At 68.0% G+C, this 20,019-nt stretch carries 17 protein-coding genes and 1 other RNA gene; 7 read left to right on the forward strand and 11 right to left on the reverse strand.

Annotation, left to right across the window (positions count from 1 at the left end; translation table 11 throughout):
* Positions 1-47: 47 nt before the first annotated feature.
* Together BCO18175_RS38555 and BCO18175_RS38560 are read right to left on the reverse strand one after the other, a co-directional pair.
* The gene (locus BCO18175_RS38555) at positions 48-1,424 is read right to left on the reverse strand and encodes an amidase (protein WP_174988888.1); all 1,377 of its coding nucleotides are present in this window, start codon (positions 1,422-1,424) and stop codon (positions 48-50) included.
* Between the two features lie 6 nt (positions 1,425-1,430).
* Complete coding sequence (locus BCO18175_RS38560) at positions 1,431-2,111, reverse strand: GntR family transcriptional regulator (protein WP_174988890.1); 681 nt, start codon at positions 2,109-2,111, stop codon at positions 1,431-1,433.
* A gap of 280 nt (positions 2,112-2,391) precedes the next feature.
* Between BCO18175_RS38560 and BCO18175_RS38565 the strand changes: the two genes are divergently transcribed.
* Both BCO18175_RS38565 and BCO18175_RS38570 read left to right on the forward strand, forming a co-directional pair.
* Complete coding sequence (locus BCO18175_RS38565) at positions 2,392-3,582, forward strand: gamma-glutamyl-gamma-aminobutyrate hydrolase family protein (RefSeq protein ID WP_174918078.1); 1,191 nt, start codon at positions 2,392-2,394, stop codon at positions 3,580-3,582.
* Between the two features lie 116 nt (positions 3,583-3,698).
* Positions 3,699-4,391 (forward strand): DUF2968 domain-containing protein, encoded by a 693-nt coding sequence (locus BCO18175_RS38570; protein ID WP_174988892.1) that lies wholly within the window; start codon positions 3,699-3,701, stop codon positions 4,389-4,391.
* A 78-nt stretch (positions 4,392-4,469) separates the two neighbouring features.
* Here the strand turns inward: BCO18175_RS38570 and BCO18175_RS41140 are convergent, their stop codons facing one another.
* A complete protein-coding gene (locus BCO18175_RS41140; RefSeq protein WP_438820531.1) occupies positions 4,470-4,871 on the reverse strand; it encodes a hypothetical protein in 402 nt (133 codons plus the stop codon).
* On the opposite strand from BCO18175_RS41140, the gene BCO18175_RS38580 reads away from it, so the two are divergent.
* Positions 4,870-6,165: an MFS transporter gene (locus tag BCO18175_RS38580; RefSeq protein ID WP_174988909.1), complete on the forward strand. Its 1,296-nt coding sequence runs from the start codon at positions 4,870-4,872 to the stop codon at positions 6,163-6,165. The genes BCO18175_RS41140 and BCO18175_RS38580 overlap by 2 nt on opposite strands.
* Positions 6,166-6,248: 83 nt before the next feature.
* Here the strand turns inward: BCO18175_RS38580 and BCO18175_RS38585 are convergent, their stop codons facing one another.
* Positions 6,249-8,087 carry a tetratricopeptide repeat protein gene (locus BCO18175_RS38585; protein ID WP_438820532.1) on the reverse strand — a complete coding sequence of 613 codons (1,839 nt, stop codon included), beginning with the start codon at positions 8,085-8,087 and terminating at the stop codon, positions 6,249-6,251.
* A gap of 413 nt (positions 8,088-8,500) precedes the next feature.
* Between BCO18175_RS38585 and BCO18175_RS38590 the strand changes: the two genes are divergently transcribed.
* Positions 8,501-10,144: an FAD-dependent monooxygenase gene (locus BCO18175_RS38590; protein WP_174988913.1), complete on the forward strand. Its 1,644-nt coding sequence runs from the start codon at positions 8,501-8,503 to the stop codon at positions 10,142-10,144.
* 8 nt (positions 10,145-10,152) lie between these two features.
* On the opposite strand, the gene BCO18175_RS38595 is transcribed toward BCO18175_RS38590, so the two are convergent.
* Genes BCO18175_RS38595 through BCO18175_RS38610 form a run of 4 tightly spaced genes read right to left on the reverse strand, consistent with a single transcriptional unit; the run spans position 10,153 to position 15,455 of the window.
* Complete coding sequence (locus BCO18175_RS38595) at positions 10,153-10,404, reverse strand: formate dehydrogenase subunit delta (RefSeq protein WP_174988915.1); 252 nt, start codon at positions 10,402-10,404, stop codon at positions 10,153-10,155.
* A gap of 7 nt (positions 10,405-10,411) precedes the next feature.
* Positions 10,412-13,363, reverse strand: a complete 2,952-nt coding sequence (gene fdhF / locus BCO18175_RS38600; RefSeq protein ID WP_174988917.1) for a formate dehydrogenase subunit alpha — start codon at positions 13,361-13,363, stop codon at positions 10,412-10,414.
* 17 nt (positions 13,364-13,380) lie between these two features.
* Positions 13,381-14,958 carry a formate dehydrogenase beta subunit gene (locus tag BCO18175_RS38605; protein WP_174988919.1) on the reverse strand — a complete coding sequence of 526 codons (1,578 nt, stop codon included), beginning with the start codon at positions 14,956-14,958 and terminating at the stop codon, positions 13,381-13,383.
* On the reverse strand, positions 14,955-15,455 hold the full coding sequence (locus tag BCO18175_RS38610; RefSeq protein WP_174988921.1) for an NAD(P)H-dependent oxidoreductase subunit E: 501 nt from the start codon (positions 15,453-15,455) through the stop codon (positions 14,955-14,957). Before BCO18175_RS38610 ends, BCO18175_RS38605 begins: the two co-directional genes overlap by 4 nt.
* Positions 15,456-15,584: 129 nt before the next feature.
* Between BCO18175_RS38610 and BCO18175_RS38615 the strand changes: the two genes are divergently transcribed.
* The 3 genes from BCO18175_RS38615 to BCO18175_RS38625 all read left to right on the forward strand — a co-directional run bounded on the left by BCO18175_RS38615 (position 15,585) and on the right by BCO18175_RS38625 (position 17,795).
* Positions 15,585-16,691 (forward strand): substrate-binding domain-containing protein, encoded by a 1,107-nt coding sequence (locus BCO18175_RS38615; RefSeq protein WP_174988923.1) that lies wholly within the window; start codon positions 15,585-15,587, stop codon positions 16,689-16,691.
* Positions 16,692-16,792: 101 nt separating this feature from the next.
* Positions 16,793-17,062 (forward strand): hypothetical protein, encoded by a 270-nt coding sequence (locus BCO18175_RS38620; RefSeq protein WP_174988947.1) that lies wholly within the window; start codon positions 16,793-16,795, stop codon positions 17,060-17,062.
* Positions 17,063-17,441: 379 nt separating this feature from the next.
* On the forward strand, positions 17,442-17,795 hold the full coding sequence (locus BCO18175_RS38625; RefSeq protein WP_174988925.1) for a DUF4148 domain-containing protein: 354 nt from the start codon (positions 17,442-17,444) through the stop codon (positions 17,793-17,795).
* A gap of 275 nt (positions 17,796-18,070) precedes the next feature.
* Here the strand turns inward: BCO18175_RS38625 and ssrA are convergent.
* The 3 genes from ssrA to ubiG all read right to left on the reverse strand — a co-directional run bounded on the left by ssrA (position 18,071) and on the right by ubiG (position 19,886).
* Positions 18,071-18,440, reverse strand: a transfer-messenger RNA (tmRNA) gene (ssrA, locus tag BCO18175_RS38630).
* A gap of 17 nt (positions 18,441-18,457) precedes the next feature.
* Positions 18,458-19,174, reverse strand: a complete 717-nt coding sequence (gph, locus tag BCO18175_RS38635) for a phosphoglycolate phosphatase (protein WP_174988927.1) — start codon at positions 19,172-19,174, stop codon at positions 18,458-18,460.
* Between the two features lie 13 nt (positions 19,175-19,187).
* Positions 19,188-19,886, reverse strand: coding sequence for a bifunctional 2-polyprenyl-6-hydroxyphenol methylase/3-demethylubiquinol 3-O-methyltransferase UbiG (gene ubiG / locus BCO18175_RS38640; protein ID WP_011351326.1), 699 nt, complete (start codon positions 19,884-19,886; stop codon positions 19,188-19,190).
* Positions 19,887-20,019: the final 133 nt, after the last annotated feature.

The following is a 20,019-nucleotide window of genomic DNA, read 5'->3' on the forward strand; positions in this document are numbered from 1 at the left end:
ACCTGCCGCACCGCGCGTCCTGTCCGCCGGCGGTCGGTTGGCTGCGGTCAGCGGATCGTGTTCAGCACGGCCTCGACCGCCTGGCCGATCGCGAGCAGCGCGTCGTCGCGATGCGGTGCGGCCGCGAGCATCAGGCCGACCGGTGCTGCGTCGCGCGGATGGCAGGGCAGCGACAGCGCGCACGCGTCGAGGAAGTTGAACGCGCTCGGGTTGCGCAGGATCAGCGCGTTGGTGCGCGTGAACGCGGCGTCGTCCGCTTCGAGTTCGGCGATGCGCGGCGGCACGACCGGTACCGTCGGCGCGACGAGCGCATCGAAGCGCGACCAGACCGTGTGGGCGGCTTCGTCGAGCATCGCCGTGCGCGCGGCGAGCAGGTCGAGATAGTCGGCCGCGCTCGCGGGTTCGCCCTTCAGGATCCGCGTGAGTACGCGCGGGTCGTACTGGTCGCGGTGCTGCGCGAGCAGCGGGCGATGCCATGCGTACGCCTCGATCGGCGAGAAGCCGAAACGGTTGATCTCCGGCAGCCGGTCGAGCGCCGGGAAGCGGACCTCCGTGACGATCGCGCCGGCGGCTTCGAGATGCTTGAGCGCGGCGTCGAGCGCGGCCGCGACGTCGGCATCGACGCCGTCGGTCACGTGGTTGGTCAGCACGCCGAGCCGCACGCCTTCGAGCGGCCGGGCGGCCGGCACGTGCGGTTCGAGGCCCGCGAGCATCCGGTCGACGAGCGCGCAGCAGGCGACCGTCAGGCCGATCGGGCCGAACGAGTCGAGCGTCGTCGACAGCGGCACGCCGCCTTGCTTCGGGATCCGGCTCGCGGTCGGCTTGAAGCCCGTCAGCCCGCACAGCGCGGCCGGAATGCGGATCGAGCCGCCCGTGTCGGTGCCGAGCGCGACGGCGGCCATCCCGTCGGCGACGGACGCGGCCGCGCCGGACGACGAGCCGCCGGAAATCCGCGCGTCGCCCGGCACGTCGCGGTGGTACGGCGAGCGCGGATGGCCGAAGTGCGGATTCAGCCCGAGCCCGGAGAACGCGAACTCGCTCATGTTGGTGCGGCCGACCAGCACCGCGCCCGCGCGCTTGAGCCGTGCAACGGCGACCGCATCGGTGCGTGCGGGCGGCGCGCCGTCGAGCACGCGCGAACCCGCGCGCGTCACCTGGCCCGCAACGTCGAACAGGTCCTTGACCGACACGGGAATGCCCGCGAGCGGCGACAACACGGTGCCCGCGGCGCGCAGCCGGTCATGCGCGTCGGCGGCCGCGCGCGCGTTGTCGGCATCGACTTCGGTGAAGACGACCGCGCCCTGGCCCGACGGATCGGCGATCCGGTCGAGCGCGGTGTCGACGAGCGCGCGGCTCGTGGTCCGGCCGGCGGCGAGGTCGGCGGCGAGCTGGGCGAGCGGGGGGAAGGGCGTGAAAGTGGTCATGGCGGCTCAGGGGCGAAGATGTTGAAGAAGCGTGGAGCGGAACGAATCGATATGGCTCTCGACGGCCACGCGCGCGCCGGCGGCGTCGCGTGCCGACAGCCGGTCGAACAGTGCGCGATGCTCGTGCTGGACGTCGGCAAGATGGTGAGGTTCGGACAGCGTGACGAACCAGAAGCGCAGCGAGCGCTCGTGCAGCGCGCGCAGGATCTCGGCGAGGACCGCATTGCGCGCGGCCGTGGCGATTGCCTGGTGGAACGCGCGGTCGAGTTCCATCATGCCTTCGACGTCGTGCGTGTCGACGCACGCCTGTCCTTCGTCGAGCAGCGCGGCCAGGCGTGCGAGATCGTCGGGCGTCGCATGGCGCGCGGCGAGTTCCGCGCAGTACGCTTCGTTGATGCGCCGCACGTCGATCACCGCGACGATGTCGTCGAGCGATAGCGGTTGCACCATCAATCCCTTGCGCGGCATCACGGACAGCAGCCCTTCGAGCACGAGCCGATGCACGGCCTGGTGCACCGGCGTGCGGCCGATACCGGTGCGCGCGACGAGGTCGGCTTCGTTGAGCGCGGCGCCGGGCTTCAGGCGCATCGTGGTGATGTCTCGCTGGATCAGCGCGTACGCGCGATCGGCGAGGCTGGCCGCCGGCGCGGCGGGGCGGTCGGGGGTGACGTCGGTCAGGGCATTCATGCGGAGGGCGGTGCGGCGGCCGGGCGGGGCGCGATCATGGCGCGGGCGATCGGGAAGCGTGGGCGATGCCTGGATATTATTGTGATATATCACTGGTGTCCAGTACCGGTCGCGAAGCATCGGCGTTGCCGGCGCGCGGGCAGGAACGCTCCCCGACGCAGTTTGCCGCCGACTTGCAACAATATCGACAGGATGTTGCAGGTTTGCCGCTCGATCGCGCACTGAAGCATAATGATTCCTCGTTTATCCATACGCGTGAGCGACGTACCAGACCATCGTCATGAGCGAAAACACGCCTTCCCCGGCCGGTCTGCCCGGCACCTCCTCCGTTTCTTCCGATTCCCCCCGTCCCGCACCAGCGAAGGTGCCCGATGCGCCGGCAGCCCAGGCCGCCGCGCAGAACGTCGCCGCGGACGGCGCGTCGCCGGTCACGGCTGCGTCCGAGCCGGGTGCGCCCGGTGCAACGGGCGCCGCCATCGATGGCGCTGCCGCTGCCGCGCCGCCGAAGCATGGCGCACCGCCGCCGGGGTTCGGCGCGCAGCCCGACTTCGACACGCCGCGCCCGCCGCCCGCGAGCGCGCAGAATGCGCCACCGGCCTACCTGAAGCAGAGCGACACGCCGTGGTCGGTGTTCGGCCGGATCATCGCCGCGCGCGCGCGCCGGCTGTTCGATCGTGCGGGCCAGCGCATCACGCAGCGCACGCTGCGCATCGGCGTGTCGGCGCGGATCTTCCATCCGGAGCCGGGCGCGAAGGGGCTGCGGGGCAAGACACTGCAGTATCTCGAGGAATCGATCGCCCACTGGGTCATGTCGCGCGACGTGCTCGTGTTCATGATCCCGACCGTCGGTCACCAGGGGATGATTCATCCGAGCAACATCCGTCTGCGCGACTACGCGAAGCATCTCGACGGCCTGCTGCTGCAGGGTGGCGCAGACGTATCGCCGCAAACCTACGCAGCATCTGACGCCCGCCCCGAATGGCCGGGCGATCGTGTGCGCGACATGTATGAACTCGAACTGCTGCATGAGTTCGTCGAGTCCGGCAAACCCGTTCTCGGCGTGTGCCGCGGCTGCCAGCTGATCAACGTCGCGTTCGGCGGTTCGCTGTACCAGGACATCGCGACCGATGTGCCGACCGCGAATGCGCACGTGAGCGAGCATTACGACCAGCATCGTCATGCGATCCGCTTTCCGGATTCGTCGACGCTCGCGAGCATGTTCCCCGGGCGCAGCGAAGCGATCGTCAACTCGATTCACCATCAGGCGATCCGCGATCTTGGCCGCGATCTGAACATCGAGGCCGTGTCGGCGGGCGACGGGATCATCGAAGGCATTCGTCATCGCCGTTCGCCGTTCGTCGTCGGCGTGCAGTGGCACCCCGAGTTCCATCGTGCCGGCGGCTCGGAGTTGCTCGACTGCACGCCGCTGCTCGATGCGTTTCTGCGCGCGGCGCGCGAAACCCGCCTGTAGCAAGCCGCATTATTCGCATCGTATGAAGGCCGGCCGCATCCCGATAAATTCGAGAATGCGGCCGTTTCGTTTTGAACGATAATCGCGAGTTCCGATCCGTCCGCCGGAGTCTGACGTTGGCTTTCCGAAACTTCTCCCCTGCACGACGCGCCACGTGGATCATTGCGCTGGCTGCCTGCGCGCAAGCGGGCACGGCCTGGTCGGCCGACGCGACCGCGCCCGCCGCCGGTACGCGTCCGGCGGTCACGAGCCTGCGCGGCGACGCGGCGGCATCCGGCGCGGCCGCGACGGATGCATCCGCGCAAGGCAACGTCGCCGAGCTGGCGCAGATGCTGCACGATGGCCGGATCGTCGAGATGCGCACGACGTACAACGGCAGCTACGGCGCGAGCCTGATGTTCGATCCGCGCGAGATGACGTATTACGTCGCGCTGTTCCAGGACAAGCACCTGTGGCGCGTGATCCGGTCGCAGGAGAAGAGCCGCGCGGAGATGGTGTACGCGAACTTCGTTCAGCAGACCGTACAACTTGCCGATATCGAAATCCGCCGTACCGAGCTGGAGGCGCAGAAGGCGTTTCTCGAGCGCGTGATCGCGCTGCAGGCGAATCGTGCGCAGCAGTTGCAGGCCGACCTGAGCGTTGCACGTAGCCAGCAGGCTGAAGTCACGCAGCGGCAGCGTTCGGCGCAGGAGCAGGCACAGGCGTTGCAGATCGAGAAGCGGGCCGCGCAGATGCAACTGCGTGATTTGCAGGAACAGGTGCGACAACTCGAGAAGCAGACCGAGACGGGGCTGCCCGCGCACAAGTAACGATTCGTCGCACGGACGGAGAGAGACGAGCAAAACCCGGCGAAGCGAGCTTCGCCGGGTTTTTTCTTGGGGCGGCCGTCAGCGCGCGAACGCGTCTGGCGTATCGGTCAGGCGGCGTTGGGACAGTTGCGCCGTCCAGTCGAAACCGGCGGCGGGCGCGTGCGTTGCGCGGGCGGGCCGGGTAGCGCGCAGTGCGCTTTCCATCGCGATCAGCGTGAGCGGATCGTCGAGCGTGTCGCGTGTATGGCCGGATGCACGCGGCGACGCGTCGAGCCGATCGCCGCGACCGCAGCGGCAGGAGCGGCACAAGGCAAATGTCGGGTTGGCGTGGCATGATGCGCGAACCATGCCGGTGCGCGCGTCGTTGCGCGGCGCGCCGCCGGCGGGCAGCGATGCCCGTGCGCGCCGGCCCGGCGCCGCGTGCGTCGTCGGATCCATGCGGCGCGGATTCGCGCCATCCGAGCTGAGCGAGAAAAACATGTCCACAGCGTCACACGCCATCGCGCAGGAATCGAAATTCCGCACCGTGTTCCGCGTCGTCAGCGGCAACTTCCTGGAAATGTACGACTTCATGGTCTACGGCTATTACGCGTCGGCCATCGCGAAAACCTACTTTCCGAGCGGCGACGCATTCGCGTCGCTGATGCTGTCGCTGTCGGTGTTCGGTGCGGGCTTCCTGATGCGGCCGGTCGGCGCGATCGTGCTCGGTGCGTACATCGACCATCACGGCCGGCGCAAGGGGCTGATCCTGACGCTCGGGCTGATGGCGCTCGGCACGCTCACGGTGGCCGCGATACCCGGCTATGCGACGATCGGCGTCCTCGCGCCGGTGCTCGTGCTGCTCGGCCGGCTGCTGCAGGGCTTTTCGGCAGGTGTCGAGCTCGGCGGCGTGTCGGTCTACCTGTCGGAGATCGCGACGAAGGGGAACAAGGGGTTCTATACGTCGTGGCAATCGGGCAGCCAGCAGGTGGCCGTCGTGTTCGCCGCGTTCGTCGGCGTGCTGCTGAACCGCGCGCTGCCGGTCGAGGAGATGACCGCGTGGGGCTGGCGCATTCCGTTCCTGATCGGTTGCCTGATCGTGCCGTTCCTGTTCCTGATCCGTCGTTCGCTGAAGGAAACCGACGAGTTCCTCGCGAAGCGTCATCGTCCGACGATGGGCGAGATCATGCGTTCGATGCTCGACAACTGGCGCATCGTGGTGGCGGGCATGGGGATGGTGATCATGACGACGGTGTCGTTCTACATGATCACCGCCTATACGCCGACGTTCGGCAAGGAAGTGCTGCACCTGTCGTCGCTCGACGCGCTCGTCGTGACCGTCTGCGTGGGGATCTCCAATCTCGTGTGGCTGCCGCTGTCCGGTGCGTTGTCGGACCGCATCGGTCGCCGCCCGGTGCTGATCACGTTCACCGTGCTGACGCTGCTGACGGCCTATCCGGCCGTGTTGTGGCTCGTCGGCGATCCGTCGTTCCTGCGGCTGCTCGCGGTCGAGCTGTGGCTGTCATTCCTGTATGCGTCGTATAACGGGGCGATGGTCGTCGCGCTGACCGAAGTCATGCCGGCCGATGTGCGCACGGCCGGTTTCTCGCTCGCATACAGCCTGGCGACGACGATCGGCGGCTTCACGCCCGCGATCTCGACGCTGCTGATTCATCAGACCGGAAACAAGGCCGCGCCGGGGCTGTGGCTGAGCGTTGCTGCGATTTGCGGACTGATCGCGACGCTCGTGCTGTATCGCACGTCCGAGGCGCGCAACCAGTACAAGGCGGCCTGAGCGCCACCCGTTTGTCGCGCGGCGCCGGCCGCACGCATCGCATTGAAAAAGGGAGCGCGCGCGCTCCCTTTTTTCGTCTGCGTTCAAGCTTCGCGCAGCATGCCGGCGACCGCGGCCGCCACGTCGAGCCATTCTCCCGGCGCGGGCTGGCGGGCGAGTCTGGCCTGCGGATACCACGGGCAGTCGTTGCCGGTGAACCAGCGCCAGTCGGGCGCGAACGGCAGCATGACCCATTGCGGCTTGCCGAGCGCGCCGGCAAGGTGCGCGACTGCCGTATCGATCGTGACGACGCCATCGAGCCGCTCGATCAGCGCGGCCGTGTCGGCGAAGTCGTTCAGCCGGCCGTCGAGCCGATGCAGGCGCGGATGCGCATCGACGCGCGCGCGCTCGTCGTCGTCGAGTGCCGGCTGCAGCACGATCCAGTCGATATCCGGCAGCGCGAGCAGCGGCGCGAGCGCGTCGAACGGCATCGAGCGGTTTTCCTGCGCCTGCCGGCGCCCCGACCACGCGAGGCCGAACTTGCGCTTCGATTGCCCGCCGAGCGAGCCGCGAAAGCGCCGGGCGGCGCCGTCGGGGGTGTCGAGGTAGCGCGAGCCCGCGACGATGTCCTCCGTCTGAAGCCCGAGCAGGAACGGCAGGCTCATCAGCGTGCACGCGACATCCGCGGCAGGCGGTTTCGCGGCGCCCTGTGCAACGAGCGTCACGCGCCAGCGCGACGCGGCCGGCGCCAGCAGCGAAACGAGTTCCGGCTGGACTTCGAGCACGACGCGCGCGCAGCGTGCGCGGGCGAGCGGCACGAAGCGGACGAACTGCAATGTGTCGCCGAAGCCCTGTTCCGCGCGGATCAGCAGCGTGCACGACGCAATCGGCTCGCCTTGCCAGCGCGGCAGCGTGCCGAGCGGCGTCGCGCCCGGCGTGTCGTGGCGCGCTTCATACGCGGGCAAGCCGCGCGTGAAGTCGCCCAGTGTGAGCAGCGTGACCGCGCGGTGCAGCCGCGCCAGCGTGAGATCGGGCGCGACGCGCAGTGCCTGGTCGAATGCGCGCAGCGCCATCTCGTGCGCACCGAGCGCGTGATGTGCGTTGCCGAGGTTCAGCCAGGCCAGGCTGAACGACGGATCGAGGCCGACGGCGCGCTCGTAGTAGGGCAACGCGTCGCGGTGGCGTGACTGCGCGCTCAGTGCGTTCGCCAGCCCGAACAGCGCGAGCGGAAACGGCGGATGCAGCGCGAGCGCGGCTTCGAACGCGTCGGCCGCCTCGGCATGCCGGCCGACCGCATCGAACGTGTTGCCGAGATTGAAATGCGCGGCGACGAAGCGCGGCTGCGCGTCGATCGCGGCCTGGAAGTGCGCGATCGCGTCGTTGGCGCGGCCCATTGCGTTCAGCGCCATCGCGAGGTTGTTGTGCGCCCCCGCATGCCCGGGCCGCAGCTCGAGCGCGCGATGAAACGCGGCGAGCGCGTCGTCGTGGCGGCCGAGCGCGTTCAGCGCATTGCCGAGATTGTTGTGGATCGACGCATCGTCGGGCGTGAGCCGGAGCGCGCGGCCAAATGCATCGATCGCATCGTCGTGGCGCTGCAGTGCCGCATACGCGTTGCCGAGGTTGTAGTGCGCGAGCGGAAATTCGGGCGCGAGCGTCAGCGCGTTGCGAAAACGGTCGACCGCTTCGTCGAGCCGGCCGAGTGCCTTCAGCGCGTTGCCGAGATTGAGCTGCAGCGCGGCATCGTCCGGCCGCAGCGCGACGGCGCGGCCGACGAGATCGGCCGCCTCGGCGTGCTGGCCCTGCTGGTGCCGCAGCACGCCGAACAGATGCAGCGCGTCGGCGTCGGCGGGGTTGGAGGCGAGCGCGTTGCGATAGCCGTGCTCGGCCTCGGCGAGGCGGCCCGCGCGGTGTGCGGCATACGCCCGGTCGAATGCGGAATCCATAACGCGAAAACTGACGGAAAACGCGTATTTTCCCACACCGCGCGGCGGTGCCGCGAATCGGCCGATCGGCATATGGCCCCGTCACGCGGAGCGGCGTAGACTGGGGGCTGTTTACCTATGGAACGCGCATGCGAAGGCCCGAAATCGCTCGCAGGGCAAGAAGCGAGGAGCGCCGTTTGGCCTCGCCAAACAAGCGACGAGCGACGCCGCCATGTGGGCGATTTCGGGCCTTCCCGTGACATGGATTTTTTTAATTTGGGGTTGCCACGAGAACGGCCGCTCGCCGCGTTGCGCTTCTTGCGAATACGTCAGTATTCGCGGCGGCGCGCGCCTCGCGAGCGGCCGTTCTCGTGGCAACGCATGCGCGTTCCATAGGCAAACAGCCCCCTAGACCGCGTGTCATCGAGGTTCTCATGGCTGACACACTGCCCGATATCTCGCCCGTGCTGATCGTCGGCGCGGGGCCGACCGGCCTTGCCGCGGCGATGAGCCTCGCGCGGGCCCGCGTGCCGGTGCGCATCATCGATCGGCTCGCTGCGCCCGCGCCGCATTCGCGCGCGATCGGCATCCAGGCGCGCACGCTCGAACTGCTGGAGCAACATCGCGCGGTCGAACCGTTTCTCGCGCTCGGCCATCGGGCGCATGCGGCCGCGCTGCATGCCGACGGCCGCGTGATCGCGCGGCTCGATTTCGATCCGCTGCAAACGCGCTATCCATATCTGCTGTTCCTCGATCAGACCGTCACCGAGCGCCTGCTGGCCGAGCATCTGGCCCGGCTCGGCGTGACGGTCGAGCGCGGTGCGACGCTGACCGCGTGCGATGCGGGCGGCGCGTCGCTCGATGTGTCGATCCGCCGCGCCGACGGCCGCGACGAATCGTTTGCACCGTCGTACCTGATCGCGGCCGACGGCGCGCACAGCACGGTCAGGCATCTGCTCGGCCTGGGTTTCACCGGGCATGCGTTCGAACAGACATTCCTGCTCGCCGATTTCGCGGCAATACCCGACTGGCCGGACGAAGAGATCCATCTGTTCACGACGCCCGAAGGCATCGCCGGCCTGTTTCCGATGGGAGGCGGCCGTTACCGGCTCGTGGCCGACCGGCCGCCCGGCAGCGACGCGTCGCCCGATGCGCCGACTCCGTCGCTGGCGGAATGCGACGCGATCGTGCGCGCCCGTGCCGGTGCGTCGATCTCTCCGAGCGATCTCGCGTGGTCGTCCTATTTTCACCTGCACAGCCGGATGATCGACCGGCTGCGTCACGGTCGCGTGTTCTTCGCGGGCGACGCCGCGCACGTCCACAGCCCGGCCGGAGCGCAGGGCATGAACACCGGCATCCAGGAAGCGTTCAATCTCGGCTGGAAGCTCGCGCGCGTGCTCGGCGCGGGCACGCCCGAGCGGTTGCTCGACACGTATCACGCGGAGCGCCATCCGATCGAGCGCGACGTGTTGCGGCAGACCGGCTTCGTCACGCAGATCGTCGAAGCCGAGCGTGGCGCGATGAAGCTGCTGCGCGATCATGTCGTGCCGCTGCTGGCGTCGTTCGGGCCGATGCGCGACGCGGTGCGGCGCTCGGTCAGCGAGCTCGGCGTGCAGTACCGGAAGAGTCCGCTCACGCTGGAGCGCGTGCTCGACGGCGGGCCGCGCGCAGGCGAACGGGCACCCGACGCGCACGTGCGCGTGCTCGACGGGCCGCTCGGTCAGGCACCCGGAACGGCGCGGCTATACGACCTGCACGATCCGGCGAGCTTCACGTTGCTGCTGCTGGAAGAGCCGGCGAATGCCGGCGCCGGGGCCGTGCCGACGATGCCGGCCGATGCGCAGGCGCTCGTGCAGGGGCTCGAACGGATCATGCCGGACGCGGTGCGCGTCTGGCGCGTTACCGATGCCGAAGGCGGTGATGGCGGGCTTGCGCAGGAATACGGCCGCTCGCGGCCGTCGTTTTACCTGCTGCGGCCGGATGGTTACGTTGCCGCGCGCGGGCGCACGGCAACCGACGCGAACGCGCTGCTGCGCCACTGCGAAAGCTGGTTCGCGGGCATGTCGCGGTCCGCTTGACGGGGCGGTCAGGCGGTCGCCGCGGCGGGCACGAGCGACGCACGGTGCACGGCGATCGCGTCGCGCACGATCGGTGCCGCACGTTGCCCGGCCTCGCTCGACGGATCGTCGAGCGCTGAGAGCAACGCACGGCGCATTCGCGGCTCCCAGAAGCGCCGGATATGGTCGGCGATGCCGGTCAGCGCTTCGTCGCGATCGGGCATTGATTCGAAGAATGCGCCGATCTGGTTGGCCATGTCGATCAGGTGTCCGTTGTCCATCGCTTCCTCACTTGCCTGACGTCACGCCGGCGGCCGCAGCTGCGCGCCGTTCGAGCAGGTCGAGCTGCTCCGCGTTGAAGCGCGCGTAGGCTTGCTGCCAGTCGGACGGCTGCGCGACGGGCAGCACCTGCACGGCCGTCACCTTGTACTCCGGGCAGTTCGTGGCCCAGTCCGAGCTGTCCGTCGTGATCACGTTCGCACCCGATTCGGGGAAGTGGAACGTCGTGTACACGACGCCAGGCTGCATGCGTTCGGTCACGAGCGCACGCAGCACCGTCTGCCCCGCGCGCGATTCGATACCCACCCAGTCGCCGCTGCGGATCCCGCGATCCTCGGCGTCGTGCGGATGGATCTCGAGGCGATCCTCTTCGTGCCAGCGGACATTCTCGGTGCGTCGGGTCTGCGCGCCGACGTTGTACTGCGACAGGATGCGGCCCGTCGTCAGGATCAGCGGATAGCGTTGCGTGACCTTCTCCGGCGACGCAATGAACTGCGTGATCACGAACTTGCCCTTGCCGCGTACGAATGCGTCGATGTGCATCGTCGGCGTGCCTTCCGGTGCCTGCTCGTTGCACGGCCACTGGATGCTGCCGAGCGCGTCGAGCTTCGCGTACGACACGCCCGAGAAGGTCGGCGTGAGCCGCGCGATCTCGTCCATGATTTCCGACGGATGCGCATAGTCCATCTCGTAGCCGAGCGCGCGCGACAGCATCAACGTGACTTCCCAGTCCGCGTAGCCCGCGAGCGGCGGCATCACCTTGCGCACGCGCGAGATGCGGCGTTCCGCGTTCGTGAACGTGCCGTCCTTCTCGAGGAACGACGAGCCGGGCAGCAGCACGTGCGCGTACTTCGCGGTCTCGTTCAGGAAGATGTCCTGCACGACGATACATTCCATTGCCGACAGCGCGGCCGCGACGTGCTGCGTATTCGGGTCCGACTGGACGATGTCCTCGCCCTGGCAGTAAAGCCCCTTGAAGCTGCCGTCGAGCGCCGCGTCGAACATGTTCGGAATGCGCAGCCCCGGTTCCGGCTGCAGCTTTGCCGACCACGCTGCCTCGAACTGCGTGCGCACGATCTCGTCGCCGATGTGCCGGTAGCCGGGCAGCTCGTGCGGGAACGAGCCCATGTCGCACGAGCCCTGCACGTTGTTCTGGCCGCGCAGCGGATTGACGCCGACGCCTTCGCGGCCGATGTTGCCGGTCGCCATCGCGAGGTTCGCGATGCCCATCACCGTCGTCGAGCCCTGCGCGTGTTCGGTCACGCCCAGCCCGTAATAGATCGCGGCATTGCCGCCCGTCGCATAGAGGCGCGCGGCTTCGCGCACCAGCTCGGCCGGCACGCCCGTTACTTCGGCGGTCGCCTCGGGCGAGTTGTCGGCACGGGAGACGAAGTCGCGCCATTGCTCGAATGCGCGCGTGTCGCAGCGCTCGGCGACGAACGCGTCGGCGACGAGCCCTTCGGTGACAATCACGTGCGCGAGCGCGTTGACGATCGCGACGTTGGTGCCGGGGCGCAACTGCAGGTGGTGGGTCGCCTTCACGTGCGGGCCGTCGACGACGTCGATGCGGCGCGGGTCGATCACGATCAGCTTCGCGCCTTCACGTACGCGCCGCTTCAGCCGCGAGCCGAACACCGGGTGGCCGTCGGTCGGGTTCGCGCCCATCACGACGATCACGTCGGCCTGGCTGACCGACGCGAACGTCTGCGTGCCGGCCGATTCGCCGAGCGTCGTCTTGAGGCCATAGCCCGTCGGCGAGTGGCACACGCGTGCGCATGTGTCGACGTTGTTGTTGCCGAACGCGGCGCGCACCAGCTTCTGTACGAGGTAGGTTTCCTCGTTCGTGCAGCGCGACGACGTAATGCCGCCGATGGAATCGCGGCCGTACTTGTCCTGCAGCTTGCGGAATTGCGTTGCCGCGTAGGTGAGTGCTTCGTCCCAGCTGACTTCGCGCCACGGGTCGGTGATCTTCTCGCGGATCATCGGCTTCGTGATGCGGTCCTTGTGCGTGGCATAGCCCCACGCGAAGCGCCCCTTCACGCACGCGTGGCCCTCGTTCGCGAGGCCGTTCTTGTGCGGCGTCATGCGCACGACCTGCGTGCCCTTCATCTCGGCCTTGAACGAGCAGCCCACGCCGCAGTACGCGCAGGTCGTGACGACCGAGTGTTCGGCCTGCCCGAGTTGCACGACGGATTTTTCCTGCAGCGTGGCGGTCGGGCAGGCGGCGACGCACGCGCCGCACGACACGCATTCCGACGCCATGAACGATTCGCTTTCGCCCGCGGCGACGCGCGATTCGAAGCCGCGTGCGGCGATCGTCAGCGCGAAGGTGCCCTGCGTTTCCTCGCAGGCGCGCACGCAGCGGTTGCAGACGATGCACTTCGACGGGTCGTACGTGAAGTACGGATTCGACTCGTCTTTCTTGTCACGCAGATGATTCGCGCCATCGAAGCCGTAACGCACTTCGCGCAGCCCGACGACGCCTGCCATGTCCTGCAGTTCGCAGTCGCCGTTGGCGGGGCAGGTGAGGCAGTCGAGCGGATGGTCGGAGATGTACAGCTCCATCACGTTGCGCCGCAGCGACTGCAGTCGGTCCGACTGCGTGCGCACTTTCATGCCCGCTTCGGCAGGCGTCGTGCACGATGCCGGATAACCACGCCGGCCTTCGATCTCGACGAGGCACAGGCGGCACGAGCCGAACGGTTCGAGCGAATCGGTCGCACAGAGCTTCGGGACGTTGACGCCGGCTTCGATCGCCGCGCGCATCACCGACGTGCCGGCCGGCACCGTGACCGGCTGGCCGTCGATTTCGAGCGTGACGTCGGTATCGGCATACCGTTGCGGCGTGCCGTAGTCGGTATCGTCGAACGGATCGCGGGCACGCGCCTGAGCGGCGCTCTTGCACGCGCATTGGCCAGAGCCGCAACCGCCTTGGCGGACGTTGTTCGTGTCGAGGGACATGCAGGGCTCCTTCTGGGTCAGGCCGCAGCCTTGACCGGACCCGACGCGGCATGTTTGCCGGCAGCGAGCCCGAAATCTTCGGGGAAATGGTCGAGCGCGGACAGCACCGGGTAGGGTGTCATGCCGCCCATTGCGCACAGCGAACCGGCCAGCATCGTGTCGCACAGGTCGCGCAGCAGCGTGACCTGCCGCTCCGACGTATCGCCGTGGCGGATGCGGGCGATCGTCTCGACGCCGCGTGTCGAACCGATCCGGCATGGCGTGCACTTGCCGCACGACTCGATCGCGCAGAACTTCATCGCGTATTCGGCCAGCTCGGCGAGGTTCGATGTGTCGTCGTGCAGCACGATGCCGCCGTGGCCGACGACCGCACCGATCGCCGCATACGCCTCGTAGTCGAGCGGCACGTCCCACTGGTGGTCGGGCAGGTAGGTGCCGAGCGGGCCGCCGACCTGCGCGGCGCGTGCGGGCCGGCCGCTTGCCGTGCCGCCGCCGAAGTCGAACAGCAGTTCGCGCAGCGTGACGCCGAACGCGAGTTCGACGAGGCCGCCGTAACGGATGTTGCCCGCGAGCTGGAACGGCAGCGTGCCGCGCGAGCGGCCCATCCCGTAGTCGCGATAGAACGCGGCGCCGCGCGCGAAGATCACGGGCGCCGTTGCGAGCGTGATCACGTTGTTGATGACGGTCGGCTGGCCGTACAGGCCGGCTAACGCGGGCAGCGGCGGTTTCGCGCGCACGACGCCGCGCTTGCCTTCGAGCGATTCGAGCAGCGCCGTTTCCTCGCCGCACACGTACGAGCCCGCGCCTTTCGCGACGTGCAGCTCGAACGCATGCGCGGAGCCGAGCACGTGCTCGCCGAGCCAGCCGGCTTCGCGTGCACGGACGATCGCGGCTTCGAGCGTGGCGATCGCGTGCGGGTATTCGCTGCGCACGTAGATGTAGCCGACCGTTGCGCCGGTCGCGACGCCTGCGATGATCATCCCTTCGATCAGGCAGTACGGATCGCATTCCATGATCAGGCGGTCGGAGAAGGTGCCCGAATCGCCTTCGTCGGCGTTGCAGACGATGTACTTCTGCGTGGCGCTCGCGTGCCGGACCGTGCGCCACTTGATGCCGGCCGGGAACGCCGCGCCACCGCGGCCGCGCAACCCGGATTCGATCAGCGATTCGCATACGGCATCGCCGTCGAGCGCGAGTACGTTCTTCAGGCCGGCGAGGCCTTCGTGTTGCAGGTAATCGTCGATCGACAGCGGATCGGTCAGGCCGATGCGTGCGAACGTGAGGCGTTGCTGGCGCGCGAGATAGGGCAGTGCGTCGACGAGGCCGACGCCGCTCGGATGCGTGCCGCCATCGAGCCAGTTCGCGTCGAACAGGGCGGGCACGTCGGCGGCCGACAGGTTCGCATAGCCGACACGGCCCGCGGACGTGCCGACTTCGACGAGCGGTTCGAGCCATAGCAGCCCGCGCGAACCGTTGCGGACCAGTTCGATCTCGACGCTGCGCCGTTCGGCTTCCGCCGCGATCGCGGCGGCGAGCGCGTCGGCGCCGAGGGCCAGCGCGGACGAATCGCGCGGGACGTAGATGCGGGTCGTCATGCGGCCTCCGGGGTGTGGGCGACCGCGTCGGCAAGCAGCGCGTCGAATTTCTCCGGCGTGACCCTGGCATGCAGCACGCCGTTGACCGTCAGCGACGGCGACTGCGCACACAGTCCGAGGCAGTAGACCGATTCGAGCGCGACGTCGCCGGGTGCATGCGTATCCGCGGCATCGCCGTGCGCGGCGTCGAACCGGCAGCCCGTGCGGGCTTCCGCATGCGCGGCCAGCGCTTCGCAGCCCATGCTGCGGCATGCTTCGGCGCGGCACATCTGGATCGTCACGCGCGCGGGCGGCGCGGTGCGGAAGTGGTGGTAGTAAGTGAGTACGCCGTGCACTTCCGCGCGCGACAGGTTGAGTGCCCTGGCGAGCGGCGCGACGCAGCCCGGCGGCACGTAACCCGCGTCGTCCTGGATCGCGTGCAGGATCGCCACGAGCGACCGGCCGGCGCGTGCATGGCGCTCGACGAGCGCGTCGGGCGCTTGGGAATTCGGGGACATCTTGTGCTCCTCCAAAGTCTCATATGCGCTCGAAATTCATATAGTGCGCATCGTGACTTCGATCTGATTGATTTTGACCAACGATAAGCGGAAGATTTGGCCGTCGCAATAGGAAATCGGAGTGCATAATTGATTCGAATCGAATGCGACGCGTATCTGACCGTACGCGACACGGAAGGCCGTGCGGCCAGCCTGTCGGACGTCGCGCCGTTGCTGGAACTCGTGGCCGACACGGGCAGCATTGCGCAGGCTGCGCAAGCGAAAGGGCTGTCCTACCGGCACGCGTGGGGCATGTTGCGTGCGCTGGAGGCGTGCATCGGCGGGGAACTGATCGAAACCGCGCGCGGCAAGGGCTCGACGTTGTCGGCGCTCGGGCAGGCGGTCGTCGATGCGCAGCGCCTCGCGCGCAGCCGGCTCGACGGGAACCTGCGCACGCTGGCGGCCGAAGTGGCGAGCGACCTGAACCGGCGGCTCGCCCAGCGCGACGGCGCCGTGCGCATCCACGCGTCGCACGGCTACGCGGTCGCGACGCTCGTCTCCGCGCTCGTCGATGCGCAGGCGGCTGTCGACATCAAGTATCGCGAGAGCGTCGAGGCCGTGCAGGCGCTTGCCCGCGGCGAGTGCGACCTGGCCGGCTTCCATCTGCCGCGCGGCGCGTTTCGCGCGCAGTGCGCACAGATCTACCGGCCGTGGCTCGACGATACGCGCCATGTGCTGATCCACCTGACACGGCGCCAGCAGGGGCTGTTCGTGCCGCGCGGCAACCCGAAGCAGGTTCGCGGGCTCGCGGATCTCGCGCGCAATGACATCCGCTTCGTCAACCGCCAGCCGGGGTCGGGCACGCGCATGCTGCTGGATCTCGCGCTGCGGGCGATCGGCATCGATCCGGAACGCATCGACGGCTACGCGTCGGCCGAGCTCACGCATTCGGCGATCGCGGCGTTCGTCGCGAGCGGGATGGCCGATCTCGGCTTCGGCGTCGAGCCTGCCGCCCATCATTTCGGGCTCGATTTCATCCCGGTCGTCGACGAAGACTATTACTTCGCGTGCGAACGCGCGCGGCTCGACGCGCGGCCGCTGGCCGGCGTACTGGCACTGCTGCGCGACGCGCGCTTCGTCGAGCGCGTCGCGCATCTCGACGGCTACGATCCGGCTGCGTGCGGAACGCTGACGAGCATCGCGACGGGGCTGGCCGGCGGCGACGGCGCGAGCGCGCCGGACGGCAATTCCCGGTAACGCGGGCGCAATCGAACCGCGATGCAGCAGTGGGGGATTTGCGCTACGCTTGCCGCTTGATCAACGTTCCAACAAGCACGCCGTTCAAGCGTCATCCCGCCATGAAATTTTCCGTTCCCCTCGCCGCGGCAGCGTTGACCGCGGGGCTGCTGGCCGCTGTTTCGCCGTTTGCGTTCGCGCAGAATTCCCCCGGTGTGCCCGGCGGTATCCTGAGTGAACAGTTTCGCTTGAACGAGCATCCGCAGATGCCGTTTGCGGCGTCCTCGCCGTCGCAGAAATACCAGAGCGGCAAGAAGTCAGCCTTGCGCCGCAAGGGCGACTTGGGCGATCCGAACGGCTGCAACCTGAAGTGTCCGATGGATAGCCGATAACCTGGCTGACGGGCGCGTTCGCACGAGGGGCGCGCGGCGCCGGATCGACTGGCGGGTGTTGCACCCGCGAGCCGACCCGACTGGCCGACCGGCGACAGCCGAAGTCCCGTGCAATTCCGATTCTGTCCGAGCCCCGTGGAGCGTTGCCGCTTCGCGGGGCTTTTGCTTTCCGGCGAATCTTCATGCGATTCGACGCCGGGCGACGCCGGTGTATGCGTATCGCCGGTCTCGCGGGCAATTTAGGGTTAACCCGTAAATCAGGAAGGATGTCTTCCAGAAACCTGCCTTATTCTTAAGCATCCGCCTACATAAACTTCGGGTTGTCAGCGATGAACAAGGTGTTCACCGCGAACACAGACAAATCTGGAGGTAGGTCATCATGAAGTCGCTCGTTCAAGCTGTTGTCGTTGCTGCCGCTCTCGTTGCCCCGGTCGTGTCGTTTGCCCAGTCGGGTTCGACGATCACCCGCGCGCAGGTTCGCGCCGAACTGGTCCAGCTGCAGCAGGCAGGTTACAACTCCGCTCGAGGCGAAGATCCGCATTATCCGGAAGCGATCCAGGCAGCAACGGCGCGTGTTGCAGAGCAGCAGCGCGCTGCGCTGGCGCAAGCGCAAGGCGTCGACGCCAGCGGTTACGGTGCACAGGCACAGGGCGCATCGGCATCGGGTTCGCGTGCAATGGGCGTGCGTCCGGCTACCGCTGAAGAAATGAAGTCGCTGTATCGCGGCAGCTAAGCCGCGCATCGCCCGGTGTGCGCGAACGCCGGGTGCGACGACACGTCGCGCCCGGCACTGCGGCTCCCGGGCTGGCCGCTGCCTGGCGCGATCGATGATTGCGCGGGCGCGGCAGGACATCCGTCACCTCCTGTCGCCGGAACACCGGTGGCATTCCGCCCGGCCCGCCCGTGGCTGGGCGCTTTTTCGGAGCGAGAGGGGCGCATGCGTTTCGCCGGCAACAAAAAACCCCGCAGACTTGCGTCATGCGGGGTTCGTGCGGCGAGCGCGGAATTTGGTGGAGGCGGCGGGAATCGAACCCGCGTCCAGAAGCGCTCCACGACTAGTTCTACATGTTTAGTTCAGTCATTTGATTTAACCGCAGCGACGCGGACGAACACGCTGCACTACGGCGATTCGCTAGGTTTTCGACCCTGGCGTCGCGACGCCGACAGGGCTTAACTGACGTAAATGACCTCTGGCGGTATTGCTACCGGTCTTGCGACACTAGCCCGTCAGTGAACTAGGCAGAGGACGGCGGCCGTTAGGCTGCCAGTGCGAACGTATCGTCGTTTGCAGTTACGATTTTCCCATTGATTAACGAGGTGACGGGTCCTCGACATGCCCTAGCCGCTTCACAACCCCTGTCGAAACCAGGTCGCCCCCGCGGATAAGATCTAACATTATAGCCCAACATCGCGCAGCAGTTCGCGCAGTTGCTGCGTCGTGTCGACAAGATGCTGCGCTTGCCAGTCGGCCGGCGCTGCGCCGTCGCCACAGTAGCCGTACGCGGCCGCGACCGTCGCCATGCCGGCGGCGCTGCCGGCCTGAATGTCGCGCAGGTCGTCGCCGACGTAGACGATGCGCGCGGGCGCGAGCGTCAACTGGTCGGCCGCATGCAGCAGGGGGGCCGGGTGCGGCTTCGGGTGCGGCGTTGTGTCGCCCCCGACGACGCAGGCGGCGCGCGGCGCAAGACCGAGCAGGTCGACGAGCGGTGCCGTGAGCCGCATCGCCTTGTTCGTGACGATGCCCCAGCGCACGCCGCGCGTATCGAGTTCGTCGAGCACGTCGCCGATGCCGGGGAACAGCGTCGTATGCACGCACAGATCCGTCGCGTAGTTGGCCAGGAACTCGTCGCGCATCGCTTCGTAGCCGGGCGTGTGCGGATCGATGCCGAACGCGCCGCCGAGCAGGCCGCGCGCGCCGGCCGAGGCCAGCGGCCGGAGCACGTCGAGCGGGGTTTCGGGCAGGTCGCGCACGCGTTGCATCTTGTTGACGGCCGCCGCGAGATCGGGGGCCGTGTCGGCGAGCGTACCGTCCAGGTCGAACAGCACGGCATCGCAGTGCAGCAGGCGCGGTTCGTCGAGTGCAGCCCGCGCGGTCGAGAGGGGAGTCGTCATGCCGGTTGGAAGGTCACGCGCCGCGGCGGCACGCGACGAGGTAGTTGATGTCGGTGTCGTTCGACAGCGCGAAGCGCTTGCCGATCGGGTGATACGTGATGCCCTTGATCTCCACGATGTGCAGATCGGTCGCACGCACGAAGCCGGCCAGCTCCGACGGACGGATGAAGCGCGCGTAGTCGTGCGTGCCCTTCGGCAGCATTTGCGCGATGTACTCCGCGCCGATCACGGCGAACAGGTAAGCCTTCAGGTTGCGGTTCAGCGTCGAGAAGAACACCCAGCCACCCGGTTTCACGAGCGTCGCGCACGCGGCGACGATATCGCCGGGCGACGGCACGTGCTCGAGCATCTCCATGCACGTGACGACATCGTAGGTGCCCGGTTCACGTGCGGCGATCGCTTCGGCGGCGATGGCTTCGTAGTCGACCGTGATGCCGCTTTCGAGGCTGTGCAGGTCGGCGACGCCGAGCGCTTCGGTCGACAGGTCGATACCTTTCACCTGCGCGCCGAGTCCGGCCATCGATTCGGACAGGATGCCGCCGCCGCAGCCGATGTCGAGTGCGCGCTTGCCGGCGAGGTGCGCATGCGCATCGATCCAGCCGAGCCGGACCGGGTTCAGGTCGTGCAGCGGCTTGAATTCGGCATTCGGATCCCACCACCGATGGGCGAGGTCGCTGAATTTCTGGAGTTCGTGCGGATCGGCGTTGGTCATGTCGGCAAACGGGCTACGGGAGGAGGGCGGTACTGCGGTTCGTCAGCCCCGAGTATATAAGAAGCGGACGAGCGGCGAAGCGGCGAGCGCCTGGACGGGCGTCAAAGAAAAAGCCCCGCCGGAGCGGGGCTTT

It is taken from the genome of Burkholderia lata, from assembly GCF_902499335.1.
Lineage (GTDB): Bacteria > Pseudomonadota > Gammaproteobacteria > Burkholderiales > Burkholderiaceae > Burkholderia > Burkholderia lata_B.

What these genes read in the sequence shown, in the direction of transcription:
- BCO18175_RS38555 (WP_174988888.1), bottom strand. Translation starts at nt 1,424, where the DNA reads ATGACCACTTTCACGCCCTTCCCCCCGCTCGCCCAGCTCGCCGCCGAC.
- BCO18175_RS38560 (WP_174988890.1), bottom strand. Translation starts at nt 2,111, where the DNA reads ATGAATGCCCTGACCGACGTCACCCCCGACCGCCCCGCCGCGCCGGCG.
- BCO18175_RS38565 (WP_174918078.1), top strand. Translation starts at nt 2,392, where the DNA reads ATGAGCGAAAACACGCCTTCCCCGGCCGGTCTGCCCGGCACCTCCTCC.
- BCO18175_RS38580 (WP_174988909.1), top strand. Translation starts at nt 4,870, where the DNA reads ATGTCCACAGCGTCACACGCCATCGCGCAGGAATCGAAATTCCGCACC.
- BCO18175_RS41140 (WP_438820531.1), bottom strand. Translation starts at nt 4,871, where the DNA reads ATGTTTTTCTCGCTCAGCTCGGATGGCGCGAATCCGCGCCGCATGGAT.
- BCO18175_RS38585 (WP_438820532.1), bottom strand. Translation starts at nt 8,087, where the DNA reads ATGGATTCCGCATTCGACCGGGCGTATGCCGCACACCGCGCGGGCCGC.
- BCO18175_RS38590 (WP_174988913.1), top strand. Translation starts at nt 8,501, where the DNA reads ATGGCTGACACACTGCCCGATATCTCGCCCGTGCTGATCGTCGGCGCG.
- BCO18175_RS38595 (WP_174988915.1), bottom strand. Translation starts at nt 10,404, where the DNA reads ATGGACAACGGACACCTGATCGACATGGCCAACCAGATCGGCGCATTC.
- fdhF (WP_174988917.1), bottom strand. Translation starts at nt 13,363, where the DNA reads ATGTCCCTCGACACGAACAACGTCCGCCAAGGCGGTTGCGGCTCTGGC.
- BCO18175_RS38605 (WP_174988919.1), bottom strand. Translation starts at nt 14,958, where the DNA reads ATGACGACCCGCATCTACGTCCCGCGCGATTCGTCCGCGCTGGCCCTC.
- BCO18175_RS38610 (WP_174988921.1), bottom strand. Translation starts at nt 15,455, where the DNA reads ATGTCCCCGAATTCCCAAGCGCCCGACGCGCTCGTCGAGCGCCATGCA.
- BCO18175_RS38620 (WP_174988947.1), top strand. Translation starts at nt 16,793, where the DNA reads ATGAAATTTTCCGTTCCCCTCGCCGCGGCAGCGTTGACCGCGGGGCTG.
- BCO18175_RS38625 (WP_174988925.1), top strand. Translation starts at nt 17,442, where the DNA reads ATGAAGTCGCTCGTTCAAGCTGTTGTCGTTGCTGCCGCTCTCGTTGCC.
- gph (WP_174988927.1), bottom strand. Translation starts at nt 19,174, where the DNA reads ATGACGACTCCCCTCTCGACCGCGCGGGCTGCACTCGACGAACCGCGC.
- ubiG (WP_011351326.1), bottom strand. Translation starts at nt 19,886, where the DNA reads ATGACCAACGCCGATCCGCACGAACTCCAGAAATTCAGCGACCTCGCC.